Source organism: Faecalibacter macacae, from assembly GCF_003687725.1.
GTDB classification, from domain to species: Bacteria; Bacteroidota; Bacteroidia; order Flavobacteriales; family Weeksellaceae; genus Empedobacter; species Empedobacter macacae.
The window spans coordinates 120,371-143,419 of record NZ_RDOJ01000003.1 but is presented as its reverse complement, the minus strand read 5'-3'; the positions used below and the strand labels follow the sequence as shown (position 1 = coordinate 143,419).

The window sequence follows — 23,049 nt, the reverse complement described above, 5'->3', positions numbered from 1 at the left end:
ACATATTACATCGTACATAACACAATATATTAAAATGGCAAAAAATATAAAATTCGATATTGAATCAAGAGACGCTTTAAAAAGAGGTGTTGATGCATTAGCAAATGCAGTAAAAGTAACTTTAGGTCCAAAAGGACGTAACGTAGTTTTAGAAAAATCTTTCGGAGCTCCACACGTTACCAAAGATGGTGTTTCTGTTGCTAAAGAAATCGAATTAGAAGATCCAATCGAGAACTTAGGTGCTCAAATGGTAAAAGAAGTTGCATCTAAAACAAATGATGTTGCTGGTGATGGTACTACAACAGCTACAGTTTTAGCTCAAGCAATCGTTCGCGAAGGTTTAAAAAATGTTGCTGCGGGTGCAAATCCAATGGATTTAAAACGTGGTATTGATAAAGCAGTTGCTGGAATCGTTGCTAACTTAAGAGAGCAATCTGAAGAAGTTGGTGATTCATCAGAAAAAATCAAACAAGTTGCTTCTATTTCTGCTAACAACGATGAAACAATTGGTGCTTTAATCGCTCAAGCTTTCTCTAAAGTTGGTAAAGAAGGTGTAATTACTGTTGAAGAAGCAAAAGGAACTGAAACTTACGTTGATGTTGTAGAAGGAATGCAATTTGATCGTGGATATCAATCTCCATACTTCGTAACTAACGCTGATAAAATGATTGCTGAATTAGAAAATCCTTACATTTTATTATGTGAGAAAAAGATTTCTAACTTACAAGAAATTTTACCATTATTAGAGCCAGTTGCACAATCTGGACGTCCATTCTTAATCATTTCTGAAGAAGTTGAAGGTCAAGCTTTAGCTACTTTAGTTGTTAACCGTTTAAGAGGATCATTAAAAATTGCAGCTGTTAAAGCTCCAGGTTTTGGTGATCGTCGTAAAGCAATGTTACAAGATATCGCTATCTTAACAGGAGGAACAGTTATTTCTGAAGAGCAAGGAATTACTTTAGAAACTGCAACGTTAGAAATGTTAGGTACTGCAGAAAGAGTAGTAATCGACAAAGACAATACAACTGTTGTAAACGGAGCTGGTGATGCTGAACAAATTAAAAACAGAGTAAACCAAATCAAAGCGCAAGTTGAAACTACTACTTCTGACTATGATCGTGAAAAATTACAAGAGCGTTTAGCTAAATTAGCTGGTGGTGTTGCTGTTCTTTACGTTGGTGCTGCTTCTGAAGTTGAAATGAAAGAAATTAAAGATCGTGTTGATGATGCTTTACATGCTACACGCGCTGCTGTAGAAGAAGGTATTATTGCAGGTGGTGGTGTTGCTTTCGTTAGAGCTTTAGCTACATTAACTGATATTGATACTAAAAATGCAGATGAAGCAACGGGTGTTAAAATCGTTAAACGTGCTATTGAAGAACCATTACGCCAAATTGTACACAATGCAGGTGGAGAAGGTTCTGTAGTAGTTGCTAAAGTAAAAGAAGGACAAGGTGACTTCGGATACAATGCAAAAACTGACGAATATGTAAACATGATCGAAGCTGGAGTTATCGACCCAACTAAAGTTGCTCGTGTTGCATTAGAAAATGCTGCTTCTGTTGCTGGTATGTTAATTACTACTGAAGCTGTTGTTACAGAAATTAAAAAAGATGAGCCTGCAATGCCACCAATGGGTGGAGGAATGCCAGGAATGATGTAATCATAACATCATTAAATGATATATTAAAAGCCATTCAGGAAACTGAATGGCTTTATTTTTTCACCCAAATATTTTTTATTATTTTACGTTTATAAATTATTATTAAAAACAACTCTCAACTATGTATCAACATTATTCACAAATCAAACCAAGGAATACGTTTCGCTAATTATATTATTGACATCATCGCATATATAATTTTCACTTTTATAATAGGAATTTTATATGGTATTTTGTTGATGATTATTCCAATAGAAATAAACGAAAATGATCTTATTTACAATATTATTGCAATTAATAATTTAATACTTTACTATTCTATATTTGAATCAATTACAAAAAGGCGAACTTTAGGAAAACTAATTACAGGTATAAAGGTTATAATGATTGATGGTTCTGAACCAACAACTAAAGATTATTTTATAAGAAGTATTTGTAGAATTATTCCTTTCGAAGGCTTTTCATTTTTAGGATTAAATGGATGGCACGATAAGTTTTCGAAAACAACAGTTGTAAATAAAAATGCTTTTGAAGCTGCAATCTCATTTGATGAAGCAATTGAGAGTTTAAGAAATGAAAATATTTAAGACTATCAGGTTTATTTCTAATTTTACAATAATGATGCAATAAATCATTGTTTTTAATAAAATATTAATAGAATAATAAAGGCATTTATTAATAACTTTGTAGTAAATTTAGAAATCGAGATGGAAAAACAACCACAAGAGGTAGTCTTAATTGGTGCTGGAATCATGAGCGCTACCTTAAGTATTATTCTAAAAAAATTAAATCCAGAAATTAAAATATCAGTTTTTGAAAAATTAGATAAAATTGGTTTCGAAAGTTCTGAGGCATTTAACAATGCTGGTACAGGACACTCTGCGTTTTGTGAGTTAAACTATACACCACAAGATAAAAATGGGAATGTTGATATTGCTAAAGCAATTGATATCGCAAAGCAATTTGAAACATCTAAAGAATTTTGGTCTTATTTAATAGACAACAATTATATTTCTTCTCCAGAAAACTTTTTACGTAAAACTCCACACATGAGTTTCGTATGGGGTGAAAACGATGTGAATTTCTTAAGAAAAAGATATGAAGCAATGTCCAAGCATCCATTATTCAGTGATATGGAATACTCTGAGGATATTGAACAAATCAAAACTTGGGCTCCATTAATTGTTAATGGTCGTGATCCAAAAGAAAAAGTAGCTGCTACTTTTATGGAAATTGGAACAGATATTAACTTCGGTGAATTAACTCGTGAAATCTTTAAAGGATTACAAAACAAAGGAGAAGTTACTTTAGAAACTTCTCATGAAGTAACTGATGTAACTCGTTTATCTAATGGTAAATGGGCTGTTAAAGTTAAAGATTTAAAATCTGGAAACTCTAAACCTGTAAATGCTGATTTCGTATTTATTGGTGCAGGTGGTGGAGCTATCTTAACTTTACAGAAATCTGGCATTCCAGAATCTAAAAACTTCGGTGGTTTCCCTGTTGGAGGACAATGGTTAATTTGTCAAAACAAAGAAGTAATCGATAAACACTTTGCTAAAGTATATGGTAAAGCACAACTTGGAGCTCCTCCAATGTCTGTACCTCACTTAGACACACGAGTAATTGATGGTAAAAAATCTTTATTATTCGGACCATTTGCTGTTTTCTCAACAAAATTCTTAAAAGAAGGTTCTAACTTAGATTTATTTAAATCTGTTAAATTAGGAAATGTTGGATTCTTAATGAACTGTGGTTTAAATAATATGGATTTAACTAAATACTTAATTGAACAAGTATTATTATCAAAAGAGAAAAAAGTTGAATCTTTAAGAGATTATTTACCTGAAGCTAAATTAGAAGACTGGTTTGAACAAACTGCAGGACAACGTGTACAAGTTATCGAAAACCAAGGCGGAAAAGGAGTTTTAAAATTTGGTACTGAAATCGTAGCTGCACAAGACGGATCAATCGCTGCATTATTAGGAGCTTCTCCAGGTGCATCTACATCTGTTTCTGCAATGATTAATGTATTAAATAAATGTTTCCCTGAATTGATGAAAAATCAATGGAACGAATCAATTAAAACTATGATTCCTTCTTTCGGAAAAGATTTCAACGACGCTACATTAGTTGCTGAAAGTAGAGCGAAAACAAATACTACTTTAAAAATCAAATAATATTGATTCTTATATAAAGATAAAATCCACTCATTAGAGTGGATTTTTTTATTACTTTAGATTTAAGATAATAAAAAAAGGATAAACATTAGTTTATCCTTTTTAATTTTTACATGTAGTGCTATTATTATAACTCTTTTGAAGATGAATCGTCTAAGATTTCATATTCAACATGCATTACTCCAGAATTGGTATGACCAATTTCACTGAAGGCCGCTTGGCTAAGATCTAACACTCTCGATTTAACGTATGGTCCTCTGTCGTTGATTTCAACTACAACAGTTTTACCATTTCTAATATTCGTTACTTTAACTTTTGTTCCGAAAGGTAATGTTTTGTGTGCAGCAGTTAATTCATTCTTGTCATAAACCTCACCACTTGCTGTTTTTCTTCCATGGAATTTAGCTCCATACCAAGAAACCACACCAGAAGAAACTATTGCAGCGTTCTCAATAAGTTCTTCAACTTCTTTTGTTTCTTCAGTTGATAATTCTGATACTGGTTTAATTGTATCATTATCAACATCATTGCTAAATCTTTCATTCGAGTCTGGCACGATTTTAGTAATTTTATCTACAATTACTGAATCCGACTCTCTTAAAATTTTACCATCAGCATTTGCTATTGGAAAAATAACTAACATAAAAAGTAATGTTAATATAATTTTGTTCATCCTTTAGATTTTTCTGATTACCTGACAAATATAGGGACGATTAACGTTCTTTATTTAGAATCGTTCTATCATCAATTTTTCACAAGATCAAATTCCTCTAAAACGCTAATATACTATGGGTTTGGAGCATTTGTTAAACTCATGTTAAAAAAAACAATAAATATTAATTTTTTTGGCAACTAACCGTTTAAAACTATTTTATTATTGATTTACAGTAAGTTATATATTTTATTAAAATCATTTTAATTCAATAAAAAAAGCTAAAGCATTGAATACCTTAGCTTTATAGCATTTTCACTTCTTTTAAAAGAAGTAATTAATTAGTTATTTAATAAATCTTTTACTTTTTCAGAAATTAACTTTCCTTCAGCTTTACCAGCTAATTTAGCCGATGCTGTTCCCATTACTTTTCCCATATCTTTTGGAGAAGTGGCACCAACCTCTGCAATAATTTCTTTAATCACAGCTTCTAATTCTTCTGCTGATAATTGTTTTGGTAAAAATTGTAAGATAACTTCAGCTTGAGCTAACTCTTTTTGCTCAAACTCTTCTCTACCGTTAGCTTTAAATTGTTCTGCAGCCTCTTTTCTTTGTTTTATTAATTTTTGTAATAAAGCAATTTGCTGAGCTTCTGTTAATTCTTCACCAGAACCAGAAGTTTTCGCTAATAATAATTCAGATTTTACCGCACGTAATGCTTCTAATGCAATTGTATTTTTAGCTTTCATTGCCTCTTTCAATTGAGACATAATTTCTACTTCTAAACTCATTGTAATAAATTTTGATTCAAATTTAGCACAAAAAAAGCTCCAAATCTAAAATTTGGAGCTTTATATAATAAGAATATTGCGACTAAATATTAATCTACATTGTCATGTAAAAAATTGTTAGGTCTAATTTGTGGTTCATTGTTATTATTAGATCCTAATGATAAATCTGAAGAACGATTTTCAGCTCTATTATTTAATTGTACTCCTTGTCTTTGGTAAGCAGGAATAGCTTCATATTCATCAACCTGTTGATTACTTAATTGAGAATTGAATTTGAAATTAAACTGACGTAATCTATCTCTCCTATTTTCTACTGTTTGGTTTAAAGCTTCGTCAATTGATTGACCTTCTATTGTATTTTGAATCTCTTCCATTACACTTACTTCATTTACAATTTCTTGATATGATGTTTGTTGTAATGATGGAACCTCATTAATATTAAATCTTTGAGATTGTGGAGCTTCATAGCTATTTAAACTATTTTGCGGTTGGTTATTCGACGGATTTACATTCGTAGAATAAGAGTTAAATAAATTTTGAGAATTATTAGAAGCATTAGCTGTATTATCTACAGAAGTAGTAGCACTTGGTGTTTCTTTTAATCTAGGCTCAAAATCTTCATAACTTCTTGTTTCTTGAACTGGCTCTACATCTTCGTCAATTAACTCATATCTTGTTTGCCCGTTACTTACTTCAACTGGTTGCTCGTATCTTCTTTGATCAAAAGAATTTTGAGGAGCTTCTGGTTGAGTTGGATGATTCATTGTTTGTCTTGGCTGTATTGGAGCTGTATAACTCGGTGCTGGTGGCTGAGCTGGTGCTGCATTACGACCAAAATTTAATGAAATTGGGTTAACTTTTGTCGGAATTGGATTTTCAATAGATAAAGATCTGTTAATTGGTTGTTCTTCTTCTAAAGCATGAACAATTTTAACTTCTTCTTTACCTGTATAAGTTTGATCTTCTGTAGGGAAACCTGTCGCTACAATTGTAACGCTAATAGCATCTCCTAATTCTGGATCCTCACCTATACCCATAATTATGTTAGCAGAATTTCCTGCTTCATTTTGGATATGATCATTGATGATACCGATTTCGTCCATCGTAATCTCATTATTACCAGATAATAATAATAACAACACGTTTTTAGCACCTGTAATTTTATTATTATTTAATAATGGAGAATCTAATGCATCTGTAATTGCATCTTTGGCTTTATTTTCACCAGAAGCTTTTGCAGATCCCATTATTGCTGTACCAGAATTAGCTAATACAGTACGTGCATCACGTAAATCGATATTCATAGCGTAGTGCTGAGTAATTACCTCTGCAATACCTTTTGCTGCTGTTGTTAAAACTTCATCAGCCTTAGAGAAACCAGATTTAAACCCTAGGTTTCCATATAATTCACGTAATTTATCGTTATTAATAACAATTAATGAATCTACGTTATTTCTTAATTTTTCGATACCTCTTTCAGCTTGTTCTAATCTCATTCTACCTTCAAAATAGAATGGGGCAGTTACAATACCTACTGTTAAGATACCCATTTCTTTTGCGATTCCAGCGATAACTGGGGCTGCACCTGTACCAGTACCACCTCCCATACCAGCAGTTACGAAAACCATTTTAGTTCCCGCGTCTAATACTGCACGTACATCATCAACACTTTCTTCAGCTGCTTTTTCTCCTACTTCAGGGTTGGCACCTGCACCTAATCCTTCAGTAATTGCTTGTCCTAGTTGGATTCTTGTAGGGACTGGACTATTAGCTAATGCTTGTGCGTCTGTATTACAAATAACGAAATCTACTCCCGCTATTCCTTGTTCATACATGTAATTTACAGCATTGCTACCTCCACCTCCTACTCCTATCACTTTGATAGCCAGAGAACGGCTTTTTGGCATATCGAAAACGATATCTCCTGTTAAAATTTCGCTCATATTCTTATTGTTTAGTCGTTCAATTAGTTTTATTATTCGGTTTCATTAATCATCTGAATGAACTTATCTGTCCATTTAGAAAAGAATGTTGGTTTTTTCGGTTCTTTAGTTTTAGTTTTTTCAGCTTCACCTACAACTCCACCCATCACATCATCAAATTCAGGTTTAGGAGAAACTTGTTTAGGCTCTTCTACAGCAACTACTGTTTCTTTTGGAGCTACTATTACCTCTTCTTTTGCAATTTCTGTAATTGCTACTTCAACAGCTTCTACTGTCGATAAAGATTGTAAAGCAACAACGTTATCTACAACTTCTATTAAATTTTCTTTGATTGGAGCATGGTAGATTTCATTGTGTAAACTATAATCTAACTCATCTAATCCTTTCATTAACAATCCTACTGAAGTAGCGTATTCTGGCCCACTGATTTCTTCAGCTTTACTTCCTACGATATGTTCATTAGAATATCCAATTCTTACATCCATTCCAGTAACATAAGCTGTTAATTGCTGGATGTGTTTTAATTTAGAACCACCACCAGTTAATACAATACCAGCGATTAATTTTTTGTTATGGTCTTCACTACCGTAATTTCTTAATTCTAAATAAACTTGCTCTAGTATCTCTTGCACACGAGCGTGTATAATTTGAGATAATCTTTTTAATGAAATTTCTTTCGCTTCTCTACCTTTTAAACCTGGGATAGAAACGATTTCTGTTTCTTTATTTAAGTTTGGCCATGCTGAACCAAAACGTTGTTTTAATAATTCAGCTTGTTTTCCAATGATTGAACAACCTGTTTTAATATCTTCTGAAATTACATTACCTCCGAAAGGAATAACTGATGTATGTCTTATGATATCATCTTTAAAAATAGCAATATCTGTTGTCCCACCTCCAATATCAACTAAAGCAACACCTGCTTCTTTTTCTTCCATACTTAATGCAGCACTTGAAGATGCTAACGGCTCTAAAGACATTGAAGCCAATTTTAATCCTGCGTTTTTAACACAGTGTGCAATATTACGAATTGATGAAACTTGTCCTACAACCACATGAAAATTAGCTTCTAAACGACTTCCGTACATACCAATTGGTTCTACAATTCCGTCTTCATTATCCACTTTAAAATCTTGTGGTAATACATGGATAATTTCTTCTCCAGGTAACATTACCAATTTATGAACTTGTTGAGTTAATTTCTTAATATCAACATCATTAATTACTTCTTCTGAGTTATCGCGAGTGATATAATCACTATGCTGTAAACTACGTATATGTTGTCCAGCAATACCTACAGTAACTTCTGTAATTTTTATACCTGATGATTGCTCCGCCTTATCTACAGCTTCGCGTATAGAGTTAATAGTTTGTGTAATATTATTAACTACACCTCTATGTACTCCTAAACTCTTCGCTTGTCCAAAGCCAAGAATCTCTATCTTTCCATTTTCATTTTTTCTTCCGACTAAGGCTACAATCTTAGTAGTTCCAATGTCAAGTCCTACTGCAATATTGTTATTCATCTTGTATGGTTCTTTTAGTTGCTATAACTTGGTTGATAAATTTCAGACTTAATTTTTCGTACTGATCAGTTCCAACATAATCTATGTATTGATCGTAGAATAACTGTAAATTAATTAATTTTTTTTCAAAATTATTTAATGTTCCAAATTCTATGTAAAAATTTCCACGATTAACAATTAGATTATAGGATCTTTTACCTACTTTTTCTATTCCTATGATATGATTTTTTAATAAATCATTTTCTTGTATCGCTTTAACAAATTTACTTAAGTCTTCATATTCATATTCTTGAACATCACCTTTAATTAATAATACAACAGCTGAATTCAATTTAGATAAAGGCATTTTTTGTCCAGAAGTTGAAATATAAAACTCACCTTTTGGAGATGAAACTCGGGCAATTGGTTCTTTCGTCTTAATATCGAAATGAATTGTCCCTTTTACATCTTTATTTACCTCTACTGAATCAACGTAAGGGCTATTTGCTACTTTTTCCTCTATTTTTTCAACATCAACTTCACTTAATGTTAAAGACATTAGATCTTTATCTTCTTTGCTAACTATTTTTTTGATGATACTATCATTTAAAAAATAATTTGCATTTTCTGAAGAAAATTTCACTGCCAAGTTTTCAACTGGACGTACAGCGTTATGAACTACTGAAAAACTAACCAATACGATTAGTACAATAATTCCTAAAATCAAAAATATGACTTCCTTACGCTTCACTATTTAACCAGTTCTTTATAGGTTTTACAATTGTATCAATATTACCAGCACCAACCGTTAATAAAACATCAAATTCTTTCGTTTTAATAGCCGGAAATGCTTCTTCTAATGAATATACTTCTTTTTCTTTTAAATCTATCATTTCTAGCAACCAATTTGAAGTTATTCCTTCGATTGGAAGCTCTCTTGCTGGATATATATCTAATAAAATTAATTCATCTAACTGAGATAGACTATGCGCAAATTCAGTAGCAAAATCTCTTGTACGAGTAAATAAATGCGGTTGAAAAACGCCTAAAATCTTTTTACCCGGATATAATTCTCTTAACGAATTAATTACCGCATCTAATTCTGTTGGATGATGAGCATAATCGTCTACATAAATTTTATCATTTATTTTTAAACGATTAAAACGTCTTCTTACTCCAATAAAAGATTGTAATGCTTCATGGATCTTTTCACTAGAAATTCCTAAGAAATCCGCAACAGCAATTGCAGCTGTAGCATTCTCCATATTATGTCTTCCTGGTAACATGAAATTAATGTCTTTTAACACACCATTTGGCGTATTTACATCAAATACATAGTATCCATTTTCGATTCTTACATTTACTGCATCGTAATCTGCTCCTTCGTTAACACCGTATGTTTTTGCATTAGGAAAATCTAATCCTTTTCTTACAAAAAGTTGTTCCTCTACAATAGATGCAAATTCTTGAAATGATTTTTTCACTTCATCTCTTTCACCATAAATATCTAAATGATCTGCATCATCAGATGTAATAATAGCTACTTTTGGAGATAATTTTAAGAAAGAACGATCAAATTCATCAGCTTCAGAAACTGTATATTTAGATCCATTTGAGATGATATTTGAATTATAATTCTCTGCAATACCACCTAAAAATGCTGTAGAATCTAAATCTGCAACTTTTAAGATATGTCCTAAAATTGAAGAAGTTGTTGTTTTACCATGAGTACCTGCAACTCCAATTGCATAAGTATCTCTTGTAATCGCTCCTAAAACTTCTGAACGTTTTAAAACTTCAAATTTCTGATCAAAAAAATGATTCAATTCTTTATGATCTTTCGGAATCGCTGGTGTATAAATCACCAACGTATTTTCTTGGTTAATATCTGATGGAATCAAATCTACATTATCTTCAAAATGTATATCAATTCCTTCTTTTATTAATTCAGTTGTTAATTCAGTCGGTGTTTTATCATACCCTAAAACAACTTTACCAACAGAGTTGAAAAATCGTTCTAAAGCACTCATACCAATACCTCCGGCACCGATGAAATAATAATATTTTTTATCTAAAATTCCCATTATAATAAATTCAATAAGATATCCACAATCTCTTTTGTTGCATTTGGTTTACCAAAAGCTTTGATGTTTGTTGATAATTTATTCTTTAAGTCATCGTTTACTGCTAAAGCAATAACTTCTTTGACTAATTTTTGTTTTGCTTCAGCATCATTCACCAAGATTGCTGCATCCTGATTAACTAATGCCATTGCATTTTTTGTTTGATGATCTTCTGCCGCTGATGGTAACGGAATTAAAATAGTTGGTTTCCCAATAATACTTAATTCTGAGATAGCCATAGCACCTGCTCTTGATACAATTGTATCTGCTGCTGCATAAGCATCTTTCATGTTATAAATAAATTCAGTTACATGAATTGTAGGATATTTATCCCCTACAAGCTTACTAATTTTAGGAAAATCTGACTTTCCTGTTTGCCAAATTAACTGAACACCACTTGCAACTAATTCATCTAAATTCTCTAACCAAGCATTGTTCATTGCTCTTGATCCTTGGCTACCACCTACTGATAAAACAGTTGGTTTATTTGGATCTAAATTAAATCCTTTAATTGCTTCTTCTTTAGAAGGTAAATTCTGAAAAATTTCACTTCTAATTGGGTTTCCTGTATAATGAACTTTCTCTGCAGGAAACTGAGCTATTCCTTCGTAAGCTGTACAAATTGCAGCAGCTTTATTTTTTAATATTTTGTTGGTTACACCAGGAAACGAATTTTGTTCTTGTAATACATACGGAACATTATTATTTCCGGCAACCCAAAGCATTGGTCCACTTGCGTAACCTCCTGTACCAACAGCAAGGTCTGGTTTAAAATCTTTATAAATTTTCTTCGCAAGAGAAACGCTTTTAATTACTTTGAAAGGAAAACTGAAATTAGCTTTCATATTACTACGATCAAAACCGGCAATTGGTAATCCTTTAATTGCGTATCCAGCTTTTGGCACTTTCTCCATCTCCATCTTACTATCTGCACCTACAAATAAAATCTCGGCGTTTGGTAAACGTCTTTTTATTTCGTCTGCAATGGCAATCGCTGGATAGATATGTCCACCAGTTCCTCCGCCAGAAATTAAAACCTTAGGCGATGTCTTCGATGTCATTTCCATTAAATCTTTTTCGTTCTACTTCTAATTCTTCATTCGATTTAATCTGAGTACTAACACTCAATATTATTCCGAATGATAAACATGTCATCCACATAGCGGTACCTCCATAACTAATCATAGGTAACGGTTGTCCTGTTACCGGAATTAAATTTACAGCTACCGACATATTAATTACAGCTTGGAAAATAATTGGAATTCCGACTGCGAAAACCAATAAAGTTCCGAATACTGTGTGTATTTTTGATGCAATAACACAAATTCTGAAAAGTATTAACAAGAATGTAAATACTAATAAAATTGCTCCAATTGCTCCATATTCTTCTACGATAATTGCAAAGATAAAATCGGAAGATGATTGAGGTAAAGTTTGTTTAAAAACACTTTTTCCCGGTCCAGACATCTCTGCAATTCCTCTTGCAATTGCTGCTTTAGCGTGTAATACCTGATAAGACTCTAAGGTCGTCTGAGCTTCATCACTCGTAAATTTTTGTATACGAGAAATCCAAGTATGTACACGGTTATTAGAAAATAATTCAGAGAACGTTAACGCTACCCAAACAAATATTCCACCAGCAGCTGCACCAATTCCACTAATTACAGCTAAGTATTTTAAAGGAAAACCTCCAATAATTAATAAAACACCAGACATTATCGCAAGCATTAAAGCTGTAGAACCATTAGATGGAAAAATCAGTCCAATAATTAATGCCATTGGCAATAATAATTGGAGAGATACAATTTTCCAGTTGTATTCTTTGTCTCTGTTTTTAGTTAAAAATCTTGCGATATAAATTAACAATGCTTGAGAGGCAATTGTTGATGGCTGTATTCCAACACCAATTCCCGGAATCATAATCCAACGAGAAGCATTAGCTCCTCCAATTGTTTGCCCTTGCACTAAGGTAAATACAAGCAAAACTGCTAATATATATACCGCACCAGTTGCAAAAATCCCGAAATATCTATAATCCCAACGTTGAACAAGAAAAATGATTATTAAACCTATTAATAAGAATCCTCCGTGTTTCATCAAATGCGATAATACAGTCCCTGTCCCTACTGTATACACCAAGTTAGAACTTGCTGAATATACAGGTAAGAAAGAAAAGATAGCTAAAATCAAGATGAAAGACCATAATGATTTATCTCCTTTAAAATATTTCTGTATTATAGATGCCATTTATATTTTTGGTTCTCTAGGTATTATAGTTTTCTTACTTCTTCTTTAAATTGATCTCCGCGATCTTCGTATCCATTAAATAAATCAAAACTTGCACACGCTGGTGATAATAAAACAGTATCACCTTTGTTCGCTAATTTGTTAGCTTGTTCAACACAATCTTTCATATTATTAGTCTCTACGATTGTTGAGATATAAGGGCTAAAGAATTCAATAATTTTATGATTATCTAATCCTAAACAAACGATAGAATGTACTTTCTTTTTTACGAAAGGCAATAACTCTTCATAATCGTTTCCTTTATCTTTACCACCTACGATCCAAACTGTTGGATTTTTCATACTTTCTAAAGCAAAATATGCAGCATTTACATTTGTTGCTTTAGAATCGTTTATAAAATCGATTCCTCCAATTGTTAAAACAGGTTCCAATCTATGTTCAACAGATTTAAAATCCATTAAACTTTTTTTGATACTTTCTTTTCTAACTTTTAAAATATTAGCTGCTGTTGCCGCTGCTAAAGAGTTTGAAATATTATGCGTTCCGATTAAACTTAATTCATCAATTCGCATTTTTAAGCCACCATCTGAGTCATTTACGAAAAAGAACTCATTATTCGCGTACGAATTCTGATTAGCGTCTCTCATAGAGAATGGGTTTTGATTCGCTCGAACATTTATCCCTCCAATCATATCGACCGTTTTAGGATCGTCTAAATTGTAAATGAAATAATCATTCTCACTTTGGTTTTCAGTGATCTTAAATTTAGATTGCGCATATTTATCAAAACTGTAATCATACTCATCTAAATGATCTGGTGTAATGTTTAAAAGAATAGCAACATCTGGTCTAAATGTTTCGATATCATCTAATTGAAACGAACTAATCTCTAACACGTAATAATCGTATTTTTGAGTAGCAACCAACAAAGCAAAACTTGTACCAATATTCCCTCCTAATCCAACATTTAATCCAGCTTGCTTCAGGATATGATACATTAAACTTGTTGTAGTTGTTTTACCATTTGATCCTGTAATAGCAATAATTTTTGCATCTGTATATCTTGATGCAAATTCGATTTCAGAAATAACAGACGTTCCTTGTTCTTTTAGTTTCTGAATCAGAGCAGCTTTTTTAGGAATACCAGGACTTTTCATTACGATATCTGCATTCAGAATTAATTCTTCTGTATGTTGATTTTCTTCGTAAGTAATTCCATGTTCTTCCAACATAGCTTTATATTTATCTTTGATTGCTCCTCTATCTGATAGAAAAACATCAAAATTTTCTTTCTTACCTAAGATGGCTGTTCCTACACCACTTTCTCCACCACCTAAAACCACTAATCTTTTCATAGGTACTATCTAATTTTTAAAGTAATAACTGAAACCACCGCCAAAATAATTCCGATGATAATTGCACGAACTACGATTTTAGATTCATGATAACCTAACTTTTGGTAATGATGATGTAAAGGCGCCATTAAGAAAATACGTCTTCCTTCTCCAAATTTCTTTTTCGTGTATTTGAAATAAGCAACTTGTAATACTACCGAAAGATTTTCAATAAAAAAGATTCCACATAAAATTGGAAGTAATAATTCTTTACGTAAAATAATTGCTAAAACAGCTATAATTCCACCGATTGTTAAACTTCCTGTATCTCCCATAAATACTTGTGCAGGATAAGTATTGTACCAAATAAAACCTATTAAAGCACCTAAAAATGCACCACAGAAGATTAATACTTCTTCTGATTTTGGGATAAACATAATATTTAAATAATCTGCAAAAATGATATTTCCAGATACAAATACAAATAATGCTAATGCACAAACTATAACTGCGGATGTACCTGCTGCGAGCCCGTCAATCCCATCTGTTAAGTTAGCTCCATTCGATACAGCTGTGATAATAAAAATTACAGCAATAACGAAGATTACTCCTCCCCAAACTAATTTATTATCAGCATCCATCCAGAATAAAACATCTGAATAATTAAATTCATTTCCTTTTACAAAAGGCATTGTCGTATCTAAAGATTTCTCTTCTTGACCAAATTTTACTGTTTTATACTCAAGTTCAGTAACTTTATCTTCACGGTCAATTTGATGTTTTACTGTAACCGATTCACTTGTAAAAAGCATTACACCTACTACAAGACCTAATCCGATTTGACCGACAACTTTAAATTTTCCTTTTAATCCTTCTTTATTCTTTTTGAACACTTTGATATAATCATCTAAGAATCCAATAACTCCCAACCAAAGCGTTGAAACTAAAAGAATAATGATATAAATATTATGTAATTTAGCAAATAATAAAACAGGAATTAAGGTTGCTAGTATAATGATAATACCACCCATAGTTGGTGTACCTGCTTTTTCTACTTGTCCTTTTAATCCTAAATCTCTAACGATTTCACCCATTTGTTCGCGGCGTAAATAATTGATAATATTTTTACCGTAAAACAAACTGATGAACATTCCTAATAAAACTGCCATACCAGCACGGAAAGATGTGTATTGAAACATTCTCGCTCCTGGGATGTGTAATTCGTTTAAATAATCAAATAAATAATATAACATTTGCTATTTGTTCAGTAATTGACTTAATTCTGTTGCTACCTCTAAATCTGAGAAATGAGATTTTATCCCATTAACCTCTTGATATGTTTCGTGACCTTTACCTGCGATTAGAATAATATCTTTTGGTTCAGCCATTTTTAACGCTGTTTTAATCGCTTCTTTGCGATCTGTAATTTTTAGCGTTCGGTTATAAAATTGTGGTTTTACACCAATTTCCATTTCTTGTAAAATCACTTCTGGATCTTCAGTTCTTGGATTGTCTGATGTAAAAATTGCAACTTGCGATTGTGCACTAGCGATATCGGCCATTTCTGGACGCTTTGTTTTATCGCGATCACCACCACAACCTACAACAGTAATTAATTTTTCATTTTTTGTACGAATTGCTTCAATCGTATTTAATACATTTTCTAAAGCATCAGGTGTATGTGCATAATCTACGATTACTACGATTCCTGAAGCAGTTGTAAATGTTTCGAAACGACCATCTACATTCTTCAACGTACTAAGTGCCGTTAACACTTGTAATTCATCTTGACCTAAAATTGATGCTACAGCAAAAACTTCTAATAAATTATAAGCATTAAAACGACCAATTAATGAAGTCCAGAATTCTTTTCCATTGAATTCTAACAACATTCCGTTAAATTGGTTTTCTAAAATTTTAGCCTTAAAATCAGCATCTGTTCTTAAAGCGTATGTTTTTTTAGTTGCAACCGTATTTTGTAACATTACTAAACCATTTTTATCATCAACATTTGTAATTGCTACAGCTGATTTTGGTAAATCATCGAAAAATTTCTTTTTCGCTGCTATATAATTAGCAAAAGTTAAATGATAATCTAAATGATCGTGTGTAATATTATTAAAACCTGCTACTGAAAAATGTAATCCTGCGATTCTGTTTTGATGAATTCCATGAGAACTAACCTCCATAAACGCAAATTCACAACCTCTGTCAACCGCATCTCTAAACATTTTGTTTAAAGTAAGAATATCTGGAGTTGTGTGTGTTGATGGAATTACTTCGCCATCAATAACGATTTTAATTGTAGAGATTAATGCACATGCATATCCCATTTTAGTAAACAATTCGTACAACAATGTTGTTGTCGTTGTTTTACCATTTGTTCCGGTAATACCTACTAGTTTTAAATCTTTTGTAGGATTATCGTAAAAATTTGACGCTAATACTCCCAATGCAATTTGTGCATTTGTAACTTGAATATAAGTTACATTTTCATCAAACTGAGTTGGAATTTCTTCGCAAATAATAGCAATAGCACCTGACTCTACTGCTTTATTTATATAGGCGTGTCCATCTACAGTAACACCTCTTACTGCTACGAACACGTCTTTTTGTTGCACTTTTCTGGAATCAAACTGAATTTCGTTTACAGATACATCTGTACGTCCCACAGTTTGCGAGATAGAAACACTATATAGTAAATCCTTTAAACTTCTCATCTCTCCAACATTAAATAAATTGTTTCACCTTTTCTAAATCTTACTCCAGCAGGAATTGATTGATTTGTTACACGTCCGATACCTGAATATCTTACATCAAAACCTAAATTTTCTAAAACAGGAATTGCTTTAGATCCTGAATACCCCATTACATTTGGAGTTATATTTTTAGTTTTACTTGTTTTAATCACAGATTCTTTCGCAAAACCACTTTTTACATTCTTGCTACTTTTTTTAATTTCGGATGGCAAAGGTATGGGAGTTTTTGAATATACCCAATCGGCAATCTTTTTAAATACAGGTGCTGTAACTCCTCCTCCATAATACCCCTTTCGTGGATTAGGCTTGTGAACTACTACTATACAAGAATATTTCGGTTTATCTGCCGGAAAATACCCTGCAAAAGAAGCACGATATTGCATTCCCTGATCTTTTTTCCAATACTCTACCCTTGCTGTACCTGTTTTACCTGCTATTTCGTAATTATCTGTATGAATTAATCGTCCAGTTCCTTCCGTTACTGCGCCCTTCAACATATCTTGCATCGCTTTGATATTTTCTGGCGATGAAATTCTATCAACTAAAACAACAGGTTCAAAAACTATATCTTCTTCTCCTTTTTTAGATATTTTATCCATAAAAAGAGGTTTTACCATTTTTCCGTTATTCGCAATTGCATTATAAAATGTAACTAACTGGATAGGCGTAATATTTAAACCATAACCATATGACATGACAGGTAATGTAACATTAGACCAACTTTTTGAGTCTGGTTTGTGCATTACTGGTTTACCTTCCCCAAGGATATCTACTCCAAGAGGTTTAGTCATATTCCATTTTTCTAATTTTTTAAAGAACTGCTCTGGTTGCGAATTATAATGTTCGTTAATTAATTTAGCTGTACCAATATTTGATGATTTTTTAATAACTCCATCAACTGTTAAAGTACCATTTGGATGCGAATCTGTAATTTTTCTGTTATATAATTTATACGATCCGCCTCCTGTTTCTACAGTTGTGTTTTTATCAAAATAACCATCATCCATACCTACAAGCATAGAAACTGCTTTAAAAGTTGAACCTGGTTCGGCAGCTTCACCAACAGCATAATTATAATCATCTACGTATGTTCCGTCTTCTTTACGAGTTAAATTAACAATTGCTCTAATTTTACCCGTTGATACTTCCATTACCACTACACTTCCGTGATGAGCTTCGAAAGCAGATAATTGTTGATACAATGCATCATAAGAAATCATCTGTAAATCTGCATCAATAGTTGTGTAAACAGATGAACCTGGTTGTGGTTCTTGTTCCCAATGTTTAAATGGTTTCCATTTTCCACGTCCCATAAATTGTTCCCAACGACGACCCTCTAAACCGGTTAATAAATCGCTGTAAGCACCTTCTAAACCAACTTTACCACGAGAATCGTCATACCCAATTGTACGAGCACCAATATCTTTTACAATTAACTCACGTTTTGATTCGATTTCATGAATAAATCCTCCTTTATTTTGTCCCTTTTCAAAGATTGGAAATTTACGAATACGTTGATATTCTTCATAATCCAAACCTTTCACCAACATCATGTAACGATTTTTCTTTTCTCGTTCGTTAATCAGCTTATCGTAAAAATGATTAGGTGATTTATCAAACATTTTACCTAGAGAATCTGCTAAATACTGAACATTTTCTTTAAATAAGTCATCTTTAATCGCAACTAAATCAACATAAATATTATGTTTTGTTACAGTCGTTGCCATTAAAGCTCCATTAGATGCATAAAGATTTCCTCTTTCAGCTTCTTCTGTTGCTAATCTAAAATTATTATTATCAGCAAATTCTTTTAACTCTTCACCTTCAAGAACATTGATTCTAAACATAAAAAAAAGCACAGCAAAAGCCCACACCGCAAGTCCCCCAGCGATTACCCAACCTTTAATTACGATACTTTTTTTGTTATCTTTATTCATCAATACTTTGTACTTCTTCTACCTCTTCTACTATGTAGTATGGTTGCTTATCTGGAATTTTAAGACCATACATTTCTGTTTTACTGATAACTTCTGTCTCTAATTGCATTCGCATTAAATCTCTATGCTTATCAGTATATTGAGATTTCAAATCCTCTACACTTTCTTGTAATTCATTGATACGAACTACTTTTTTATCAACCCAGTGAGAACTTGTTATACTTATAAACGCAAGTCCCACCAAAAAAAGAATAATTTTCCAATTTTGACGAGATCCGTTTTTCGTAAGAAAATCACCAGCTAGAATTTTTAAGATAGTATTCTTAGAGGGTAAATCTTCTTTTTTAACTTTCTCAGTTTTTTTATTTGTCGGTCGATTTTTAGTCATTTTCGTTTCTAACGGCAATTCTCATTTTCGCACTACGCGCTCTTGGATTCACATTAATTTCATCTTGAGTCGGAATAATTACTTTTGATTGTAATGGTTTAAATGGCGCATACCAATTCCCATACATATCACGCTCTGGTTCTCCCTCAAACATTCCGTTCTTAATAAAACGCTTCACTAAACGATCCTCTAAAGAGTGATAAGATATAATCACTAAACGACCACCTGGTTTGATAACTTCTGCACATTGCATTAGCATATCTTTTAAAGCAGCCATTTCATCGTTTACTTCGATTCGTAACGCTTGAAACATTTGAGCAAAAAATTTATTTTCTTTCATTTTTGGAATGAAAGAAAAAATTGCTTTCAGCTCATCTATCGTCTCGATGGGTTTAACTTCTCTTGCTTTAATAATTTCGCGAGCTAAACGGTAAGAGCCTTGTAACTCTCCGTAATCGTAAAAAATTCGAGCTAAATCCTCTTCTTCATATTCATTTACGATTGTTTTTGCAGATAATTTAGAATTTTGATTCATTCTCATATCCAACTCACCATCAAATCGGGTAGAAAAACCACGATCTGGCGTATCAAACTGGTGAGAAGAAACACCTAAATCTGCTAAAACACCATCAATTTGGCGTACCATACGGAAACGTAAATTGTTTTTTAAGAATCTAAAATTCTGTTCAATTAATTCGAATTTCGCATCTTCAAATTTATTTCTAACAGCATCTTCATCTTGATCAAAAGAATATAACTTTCCTCCTTCTGCTAATCTACTTACTATTTCACGTGAATGACCGCCGCCACCGAAAGTACAATCCACATAAATTCCAGATTCATCAATAATTAATGCATCTACACTTTCTTTTAATAATACTGGATTATGATATTCACTCATCTTCGTTCAAATTTCCCATAATGTCTTCTGCTAATTGAGCAAAATCGACATCATCAACATTAATAATACTTTCGTACAAATCTTTATCCCAAATTTCTATGACATCGACAGATGTAGATAAAACTACCTCTTTATCAATTTGTGCATAGGTCACTAAATCTTTCGAGATTTGTAAACGACCATTAGAATCAACTTCTACAAGTTTAACACCTGCAGTAAAAGTTCTAATGAAATCGTTATTTTTTTTAACAAAACGATTTAATTTTTTTAAATCATTCATAATTTTATCCCAATTTTTCATAGGATGAATCTCCAAACATTTTTGAAATACAGAACGCTTAATAACAAAGCCATCCTCAAGGCATTCAGAAAGTTGCTTCTTCAAACTCGCTGGTATTGGAAGCCTTCCTTTTGCATCAACTTTGCATTCGTATGTACCAATCAAAGAGTTCATGGAGAATTTTTTCAAAAATAAAAAATATTTTACCACAATTTACCATTTTTTTCCACATTTATTTTAAAAATTTATTAACAATTTAAAATTTATAAGCTATTAATTATGAATACCTTTTCATAGACTATTATACAAACGATTAGGTAAATTTTTATATAGCTATTGTTTTAATGAAGCTTACCCTTTATTTACATCAATTCTATAAAGTTTTTAGATTTATATACTATAAAAAATAATTATTGACTAAATTTGTCGACTTAACAACAAGTAGATGTTTTTTAGCTTAAAAAAGAAAGATACGTTCTCTTATATTGAGGAAGGAGAAGGAAAACCTATCGTATTACTTCATGGACTTATGGGCGAACTAAGTAATTTTAGTCCACTTACAAGTTTCTTTGCTCAGAGAGGATACAAAGTTTACGCACCTGAATTACCCTTATATTCTTTACCAGTAATTAGCACAAACGTTGCAAACATTGCAAAACAAGTTGCAAAATTTATTGAAGAAGTAATTCAAGAGCCTGTAATTTTAGTAGGAAATTCTTTGGGAGGACATATTGGTTTAGTCGTAAGTCACAAACGTCCTGAACTAGTTACTGCTTTATGTTTAACAGGAAGTTCTGGTTTATATGAAAAATCTTTTGGAGAAACTTTTCCTAAAAGAGGTGATTATTCTTACGTAGAACGTAAAACTCGTGAAGTTTTCTTTAATCCTGAGGTAGCTACTAAAGAGATCGTTGATGATGTTTTTAACACAGTTAACGATAGAAATAAAGCAATTAAAACTTTATATATTGCTCGTGACGCTATTAAATCTAACATGAAAAAAGATTTAATTGATATTAAAATTCCTGTATGTTTAATTTGGGGAAAACAAGATACAGTTACTCCACCAGAAGTTGCAGTAGAATTTAATGAAGAGTTACCAGATGCAACTTTATATTGGATTGATGAATGTGGACATGCTCCTATGATGGAACACCCAGAAAAATTCAACGAAATATTAAATAGCTGGTTAATCGAAAAAGGAATTGATCCATCTTCAAACTAAAAAGTTATGATGATTAAAAAAGCAGAATTTGTAACAAGTTCTCAGAAATACACGGATTGTCCTCCGCCATTCAAACCTGAATATGCTTTTATCGGACGATCTAACGTTGGTAAATCTTCGTTAATCAATATGATTTCGAATAAAAAGGCTTTAGCTAAAACCTCTTCAACACCAGGTAAAACGCAATTAATTAATACGTTTGAAATGGATGACACTTGGTATTTAACAGATTTACCAGGTTATGGTTTTGCTAAAGTTCCTAAAGGAGTTCGAGGAGGGTTTAATAAAATGATTTACGATTACATCGAATTTCGTAAAAATTTAGTAAATGTATTTTTATTAATAGACTCTAGACACAAACCACAAGAAATTGATTTACAATTTATCCAATGGTTAGGTAAAAAAGGAGTTCCATTTTCTATCGTATTTACTAAATTAGATAAGATATCAAGTACAGAATACCAAAAGAATCTAAACAATTACAAGACTGAATTATTAAAAACTTGGGAAGAATTACCTGTAATTTTTTCAAGTTCAGCAAGTAGTCAAATTGGTAAATTGGAAATCTTAGGCTACATCGACAGTTTAAACGAACACTTAGTGGACGAGTTTAAAAAAGAGCAGTACAAAAAAGAATATTAAAAAAAAGGCTGAAATTAACTTCAGCCTTTTTTTATTTAATTAATTCTTCTATAGCCTCTATATATCCAGGAAGACCTTTTCCTGAAATTATTTTCACACAATTAACCCCAGTTACACTTGTAGATCTAAATCCTTCTCTTGCGTAGATGTCAGAAATATGAACTTCAACAACAGGTGTTTTTATTGCTTTTATCGCATCAGCTAACGCATAAGAATAATGTGTGTACGCACCAGCATTAAGAACAATTCCATCATACGAAAATCCAATTTTATGTAAAAAATCAATTAAATCTCCTTCATGATTCGATTGATAATAGTGTATCGAATATTCTGGAAATTGTTTCTTTATTTCCAAAAAATAATCTTCAAAAGTTTGAGTTCCATAAATTTCAGGTTCTCTAACTCCTAATAAATTTAAATTAGGTCCGTTAATGATTTGAATTTGTTTCATCCTCTCAATTTTTATATAAGTTACGGCA

21 protein-coding genes are annotated in these 23,049 nt (G+C 32.1%); 5 read left to right on the top strand and 16 right to left on the bottom strand.

Translation table 11 applies throughout. The features are described from left to right. Window positions 1-34 precede the first annotated feature (34 nt). The 3 genes from groL (at window position 35) to mqo (ending at window position 3,843) form a co-directional block, all read left to right on the top strand. Window positions 35-1,663, top strand: a complete 1,629-nt coding sequence (gene groL / locus EAH69_RS03245) for a chaperonin GroEL (RefSeq protein ID WP_121933761.1) — start codon at window positions 35-37, stop codon at window positions 1,661-1,663. A gap of 95 nt (window positions 1,664-1,758) precedes the next feature. Then, the gene (locus EAH69_RS03240) at window positions 1,759-2,250 is read left to right on the top strand and encodes an RDD family protein (protein ID WP_121933760.1); all 492 of its coding nucleotides are present in this window, start codon (window positions 1,759-1,761) and stop codon (window positions 2,248-2,250) included. An 87-nt stretch (window positions 2,251-2,337) separates the two neighbouring features. After that, a complete protein-coding gene (gene mqo / locus EAH69_RS03235) occupies window positions 2,338-3,843 on the top strand; it encodes a malate dehydrogenase (quinone) (RefSeq protein WP_262602176.1) in 1,506 nt (501 codons plus the stop codon). A gap of 127 nt (window positions 3,844-3,970) precedes the next feature. On the opposite strand, the gene EAH69_RS03230 is transcribed toward mqo, so the two are convergent. The 15 genes from EAH69_RS03230 to mraZ all read right to left on the bottom strand — a co-directional run bounded on the left by EAH69_RS03230 (window position 3,971) and on the right by mraZ (window position 20,877). Further along, complete coding sequence (locus EAH69_RS03230) at window positions 3,971-4,516, bottom strand: septal ring lytic transglycosylase RlpA family protein (protein ID WP_121933758.1); 546 nt, start codon at window positions 4,514-4,516, stop codon at window positions 3,971-3,973. Window positions 4,517-4,836: 320 nt separating this feature from the next. Continuing rightward, window positions 4,837-5,286, bottom strand: a complete 450-nt coding sequence (locus EAH69_RS03225; RefSeq protein WP_121933757.1) for a GatB/YqeY domain-containing protein — start codon at window positions 5,284-5,286, stop codon at window positions 4,837-4,839. A gap of 89 nt (window positions 5,287-5,375) precedes the next feature. Next, the gene (gene ftsZ / locus EAH69_RS03220; RefSeq protein ID WP_121933756.1) at window positions 5,376-7,229 is read right to left on the bottom strand and encodes a cell division protein FtsZ; all 1,854 of its coding nucleotides are present in this window, start codon (window positions 7,227-7,229) and stop codon (window positions 5,376-5,378) included. Between the two features lie 32 nt (window positions 7,230-7,261). Further along, window positions 7,262-8,755, bottom strand: a complete 1,494-nt coding sequence (gene ftsA / locus EAH69_RS03215) for a cell division protein FtsA (protein ID WP_121933755.1) — start codon at window positions 8,753-8,755, stop codon at window positions 7,262-7,264. Next, entirely contained in the window at window positions 8,748-9,485 is a 738-nt protein-coding gene (locus EAH69_RS03210) for a cell division protein FtsQ/DivIB (RefSeq protein ID WP_121933754.1), read from the bottom strand. Before EAH69_RS03210 ends, ftsA begins: the two co-directional genes overlap by 8 nt. Next, on the bottom strand, window positions 9,475-10,818 hold the full coding sequence (gene murC / locus EAH69_RS03205) for a UDP-N-acetylmuramate--L-alanine ligase (RefSeq protein WP_121933753.1): 1,344 nt from the start codon (window positions 10,816-10,818) through the stop codon (window positions 9,475-9,477). Before murC ends, EAH69_RS03210 begins: the two co-directional genes overlap by 11 nt. Continuing rightward, the gene (murG, locus tag EAH69_RS03200) at window positions 10,818-11,924 is read right to left on the bottom strand and encodes an undecaprenyldiphospho-muramoylpentapeptide beta-N-acetylglucosaminyltransferase (RefSeq protein WP_121933752.1); all 1,107 of its coding nucleotides are present in this window, start codon (window positions 11,922-11,924) and stop codon (window positions 10,818-10,820) included. Before murG ends, murC begins: the two co-directional genes overlap by 1 nt. Further along, the gene (locus tag EAH69_RS03195; RefSeq protein ID WP_121933751.1) at window positions 11,896-13,104 is read right to left on the bottom strand and encodes an FtsW/RodA/SpoVE family cell cycle protein; all 1,209 of its coding nucleotides are present in this window, start codon (window positions 13,102-13,104) and stop codon (window positions 11,896-11,898) included. Before EAH69_RS03195 ends, murG begins: the two co-directional genes overlap by 29 nt. 23 nt (window positions 13,105-13,127) lie before the next feature. Further along, complete coding sequence (gene murD / locus EAH69_RS03190) at window positions 13,128-14,459, bottom strand: UDP-N-acetylmuramoyl-L-alanine--D-glutamate ligase (protein WP_121933750.1); 1,332 nt, start codon at window positions 14,457-14,459, stop codon at window positions 13,128-13,130. A gap of 5 nt (window positions 14,460-14,464) precedes the next feature. Continuing rightward, a complete protein-coding gene (gene mraY, locus EAH69_RS03185; protein ID WP_121933749.1) occupies window positions 14,465-15,691 on the bottom strand; it encodes a phospho-N-acetylmuramoyl-pentapeptide-transferase in 1,227 nt (408 codons plus the stop codon). A gap of 3 nt (window positions 15,692-15,694) precedes the next feature. Continuing rightward, a complete protein-coding gene (locus EAH69_RS03180) occupies window positions 15,695-17,158 on the bottom strand; it encodes a UDP-N-acetylmuramoyl-L-alanyl-D-glutamate--2,6-diaminopimelate ligase (protein WP_121933748.1) in 1,464 nt (487 codons plus the stop codon). After that, complete coding sequence (locus EAH69_RS03175) at window positions 17,155-19,134, bottom strand: penicillin-binding protein (RefSeq protein WP_121933747.1); 1,980 nt, start codon at window positions 19,132-19,134, stop codon at window positions 17,155-17,157. Before EAH69_RS03175 ends, EAH69_RS03180 begins: the two co-directional genes overlap by 4 nt. Continuing rightward, window positions 19,127-19,540, bottom strand: coding sequence for an FtsL-like putative cell division protein (locus EAH69_RS03170; protein WP_230466685.1), 414 nt, complete (start codon window positions 19,538-19,540; stop codon window positions 19,127-19,129). Before EAH69_RS03170 ends, EAH69_RS03175 begins: the two co-directional genes overlap by 8 nt. Beyond that, window positions 19,515-20,423: a 16S rRNA (cytosine(1402)-N(4))-methyltransferase RsmH gene (gene rsmH, locus EAH69_RS03165; protein ID WP_121933745.1), complete on the bottom strand. Its 909-nt coding sequence runs from the start codon at window positions 20,421-20,423 to the stop codon at window positions 19,515-19,517. Before rsmH ends, EAH69_RS03170 begins: the two co-directional genes overlap by 26 nt. After that, complete coding sequence (mraZ, locus tag EAH69_RS03160) at window positions 20,416-20,877, bottom strand: division/cell wall cluster transcriptional repressor MraZ (RefSeq protein WP_121933744.1); 462 nt, start codon at window positions 20,875-20,877, stop codon at window positions 20,416-20,418. Before mraZ ends, rsmH begins: the two co-directional genes overlap by 8 nt. Before the next feature lie 271 nt (window positions 20,878-21,148). Here mraZ and EAH69_RS03155 point away from each other — a divergent pair, with 271 nt between their 5' ends. Together EAH69_RS03155 and yihA are read left to right on the top strand one after the other, a co-directional pair. After that, window positions 21,149-21,928: an alpha/beta fold hydrolase gene (locus tag EAH69_RS03155; RefSeq protein ID WP_121933743.1), complete on the top strand. Its 780-nt coding sequence runs from the start codon at window positions 21,149-21,151 to the stop codon at window positions 21,926-21,928. A gap of 6 nt (window positions 21,929-21,934) precedes the next feature. Beyond that, window positions 21,935-22,570, top strand: coding sequence for a ribosome biogenesis GTP-binding protein YihA/YsxC (gene yihA, locus EAH69_RS03150; RefSeq protein WP_230466684.1), 636 nt, complete (start codon window positions 21,935-21,937; stop codon window positions 22,568-22,570). A gap of 31 nt (window positions 22,571-22,601) precedes the next feature. Here the strand turns inward: yihA and EAH69_RS03145 are convergent, their stop codons facing one another. Beyond that, window positions 22,602-23,021 (bottom strand): type II 3-dehydroquinate dehydratase, encoded by a 420-nt coding sequence (locus EAH69_RS03145; protein ID WP_121933742.1) that lies wholly within the window; start codon window positions 23,019-23,021, stop codon window positions 22,602-22,604. Window positions 23,022-23,049: the final 28 nt, after the last annotated feature.

Excerpts from the sequence above, each read along its gene's own strand:
- groL (WP_121933761.1), top strand. The coding sequence starts at position 35 with ATGGCAAAAAATATAAAATTCGATATTGAATCAAGAGACGCTTTAAAA.
- EAH69_RS03230 (WP_121933758.1), bottom strand. The coding sequence starts at position 4,516 with ATGAACAAAATTATATTAACATTACTTTTTATGTTAGTTATTTTTCCA.
- EAH69_RS03225 (WP_121933757.1), bottom strand. The coding sequence starts at position 5,286 with ATGAGTTTAGAAGTAGAAATTATGTCTCAATTGAAAGAGGCAATGAAA.
- ftsZ (WP_121933756.1), bottom strand. The coding sequence starts at position 7,229 with ATGAGCGAAATTTTAACAGGAGATATCGTTTTCGATATGCCAAAAAGC.
- ftsA (WP_121933755.1), bottom strand. The coding sequence starts at position 8,755 with ATGAATAACAATATTGCAGTAGGACTTGACATTGGAACTACTAAGATT.
- murC (WP_121933753.1), bottom strand. The coding sequence starts at position 10,818 with ATGGGAATTTTAGATAAAAAATATTATTATTTCATCGGTGCCGGAGGT.
- murG (WP_121933752.1), bottom strand. The coding sequence starts at position 11,924 with ATGGAAATGACATCGAAGACATCGCCTAAGGTTTTAATTTCTGGCGGA.
- EAH69_RS03195 (WP_121933751.1), bottom strand. The coding sequence starts at position 13,104 with ATGGCATCTATAATACAGAAATATTTTAAAGGAGATAAATCATTATGG.
- murD (WP_121933750.1), bottom strand. The coding sequence starts at position 14,459 with ATGAAAAGATTAGTGGTTTTAGGTGGTGGAGAAAGTGGTGTAGGAACA.
- mraY (WP_121933749.1), bottom strand. The coding sequence starts at position 15,691 with ATGTTATATTATTTATTTGATTATTTAAACGAATTACACATCCCAGGA.
- EAH69_RS03180 (WP_121933748.1), bottom strand. The coding sequence starts at position 17,158 with ATGAGAAGTTTAAAGGATTTACTATATAGTGTTTCTATCTCGCAAACT.
- EAH69_RS03175 (WP_121933747.1), bottom strand. The coding sequence starts at position 19,134 with ATGAATAAAGATAACAAAAAAAGTATCGTAATTAAAGGTTGGGTAATC.
- rsmH (WP_121933745.1), bottom strand. The coding sequence starts at position 20,423 with ATGAGTGAATATCATAATCCAGTATTATTAAAAGAAAGTGTAGATGCA.
- mraZ (WP_121933744.1), bottom strand. The coding sequence starts at position 20,877 with ATGAACTCTTTGATTGGTACATACGAATGCAAAGTTGATGCAAAAGGA.
- EAH69_RS03155 (WP_121933743.1), top strand. The coding sequence starts at position 21,149 with ATGTTTTTTAGCTTAAAAAAGAAAGATACGTTCTCTTATATTGAGGAA.
- yihA (WP_230466684.1), top strand. The coding sequence starts at position 21,935 with ATGATGATTAAAAAAGCAGAATTTGTAACAAGTTCTCAGAAATACACG.
- EAH69_RS03145 (WP_121933742.1), bottom strand. The coding sequence starts at position 23,021 with ATGAAACAAATTCAAATCATTAACGGACCTAATTTAAATTTATTAGGA.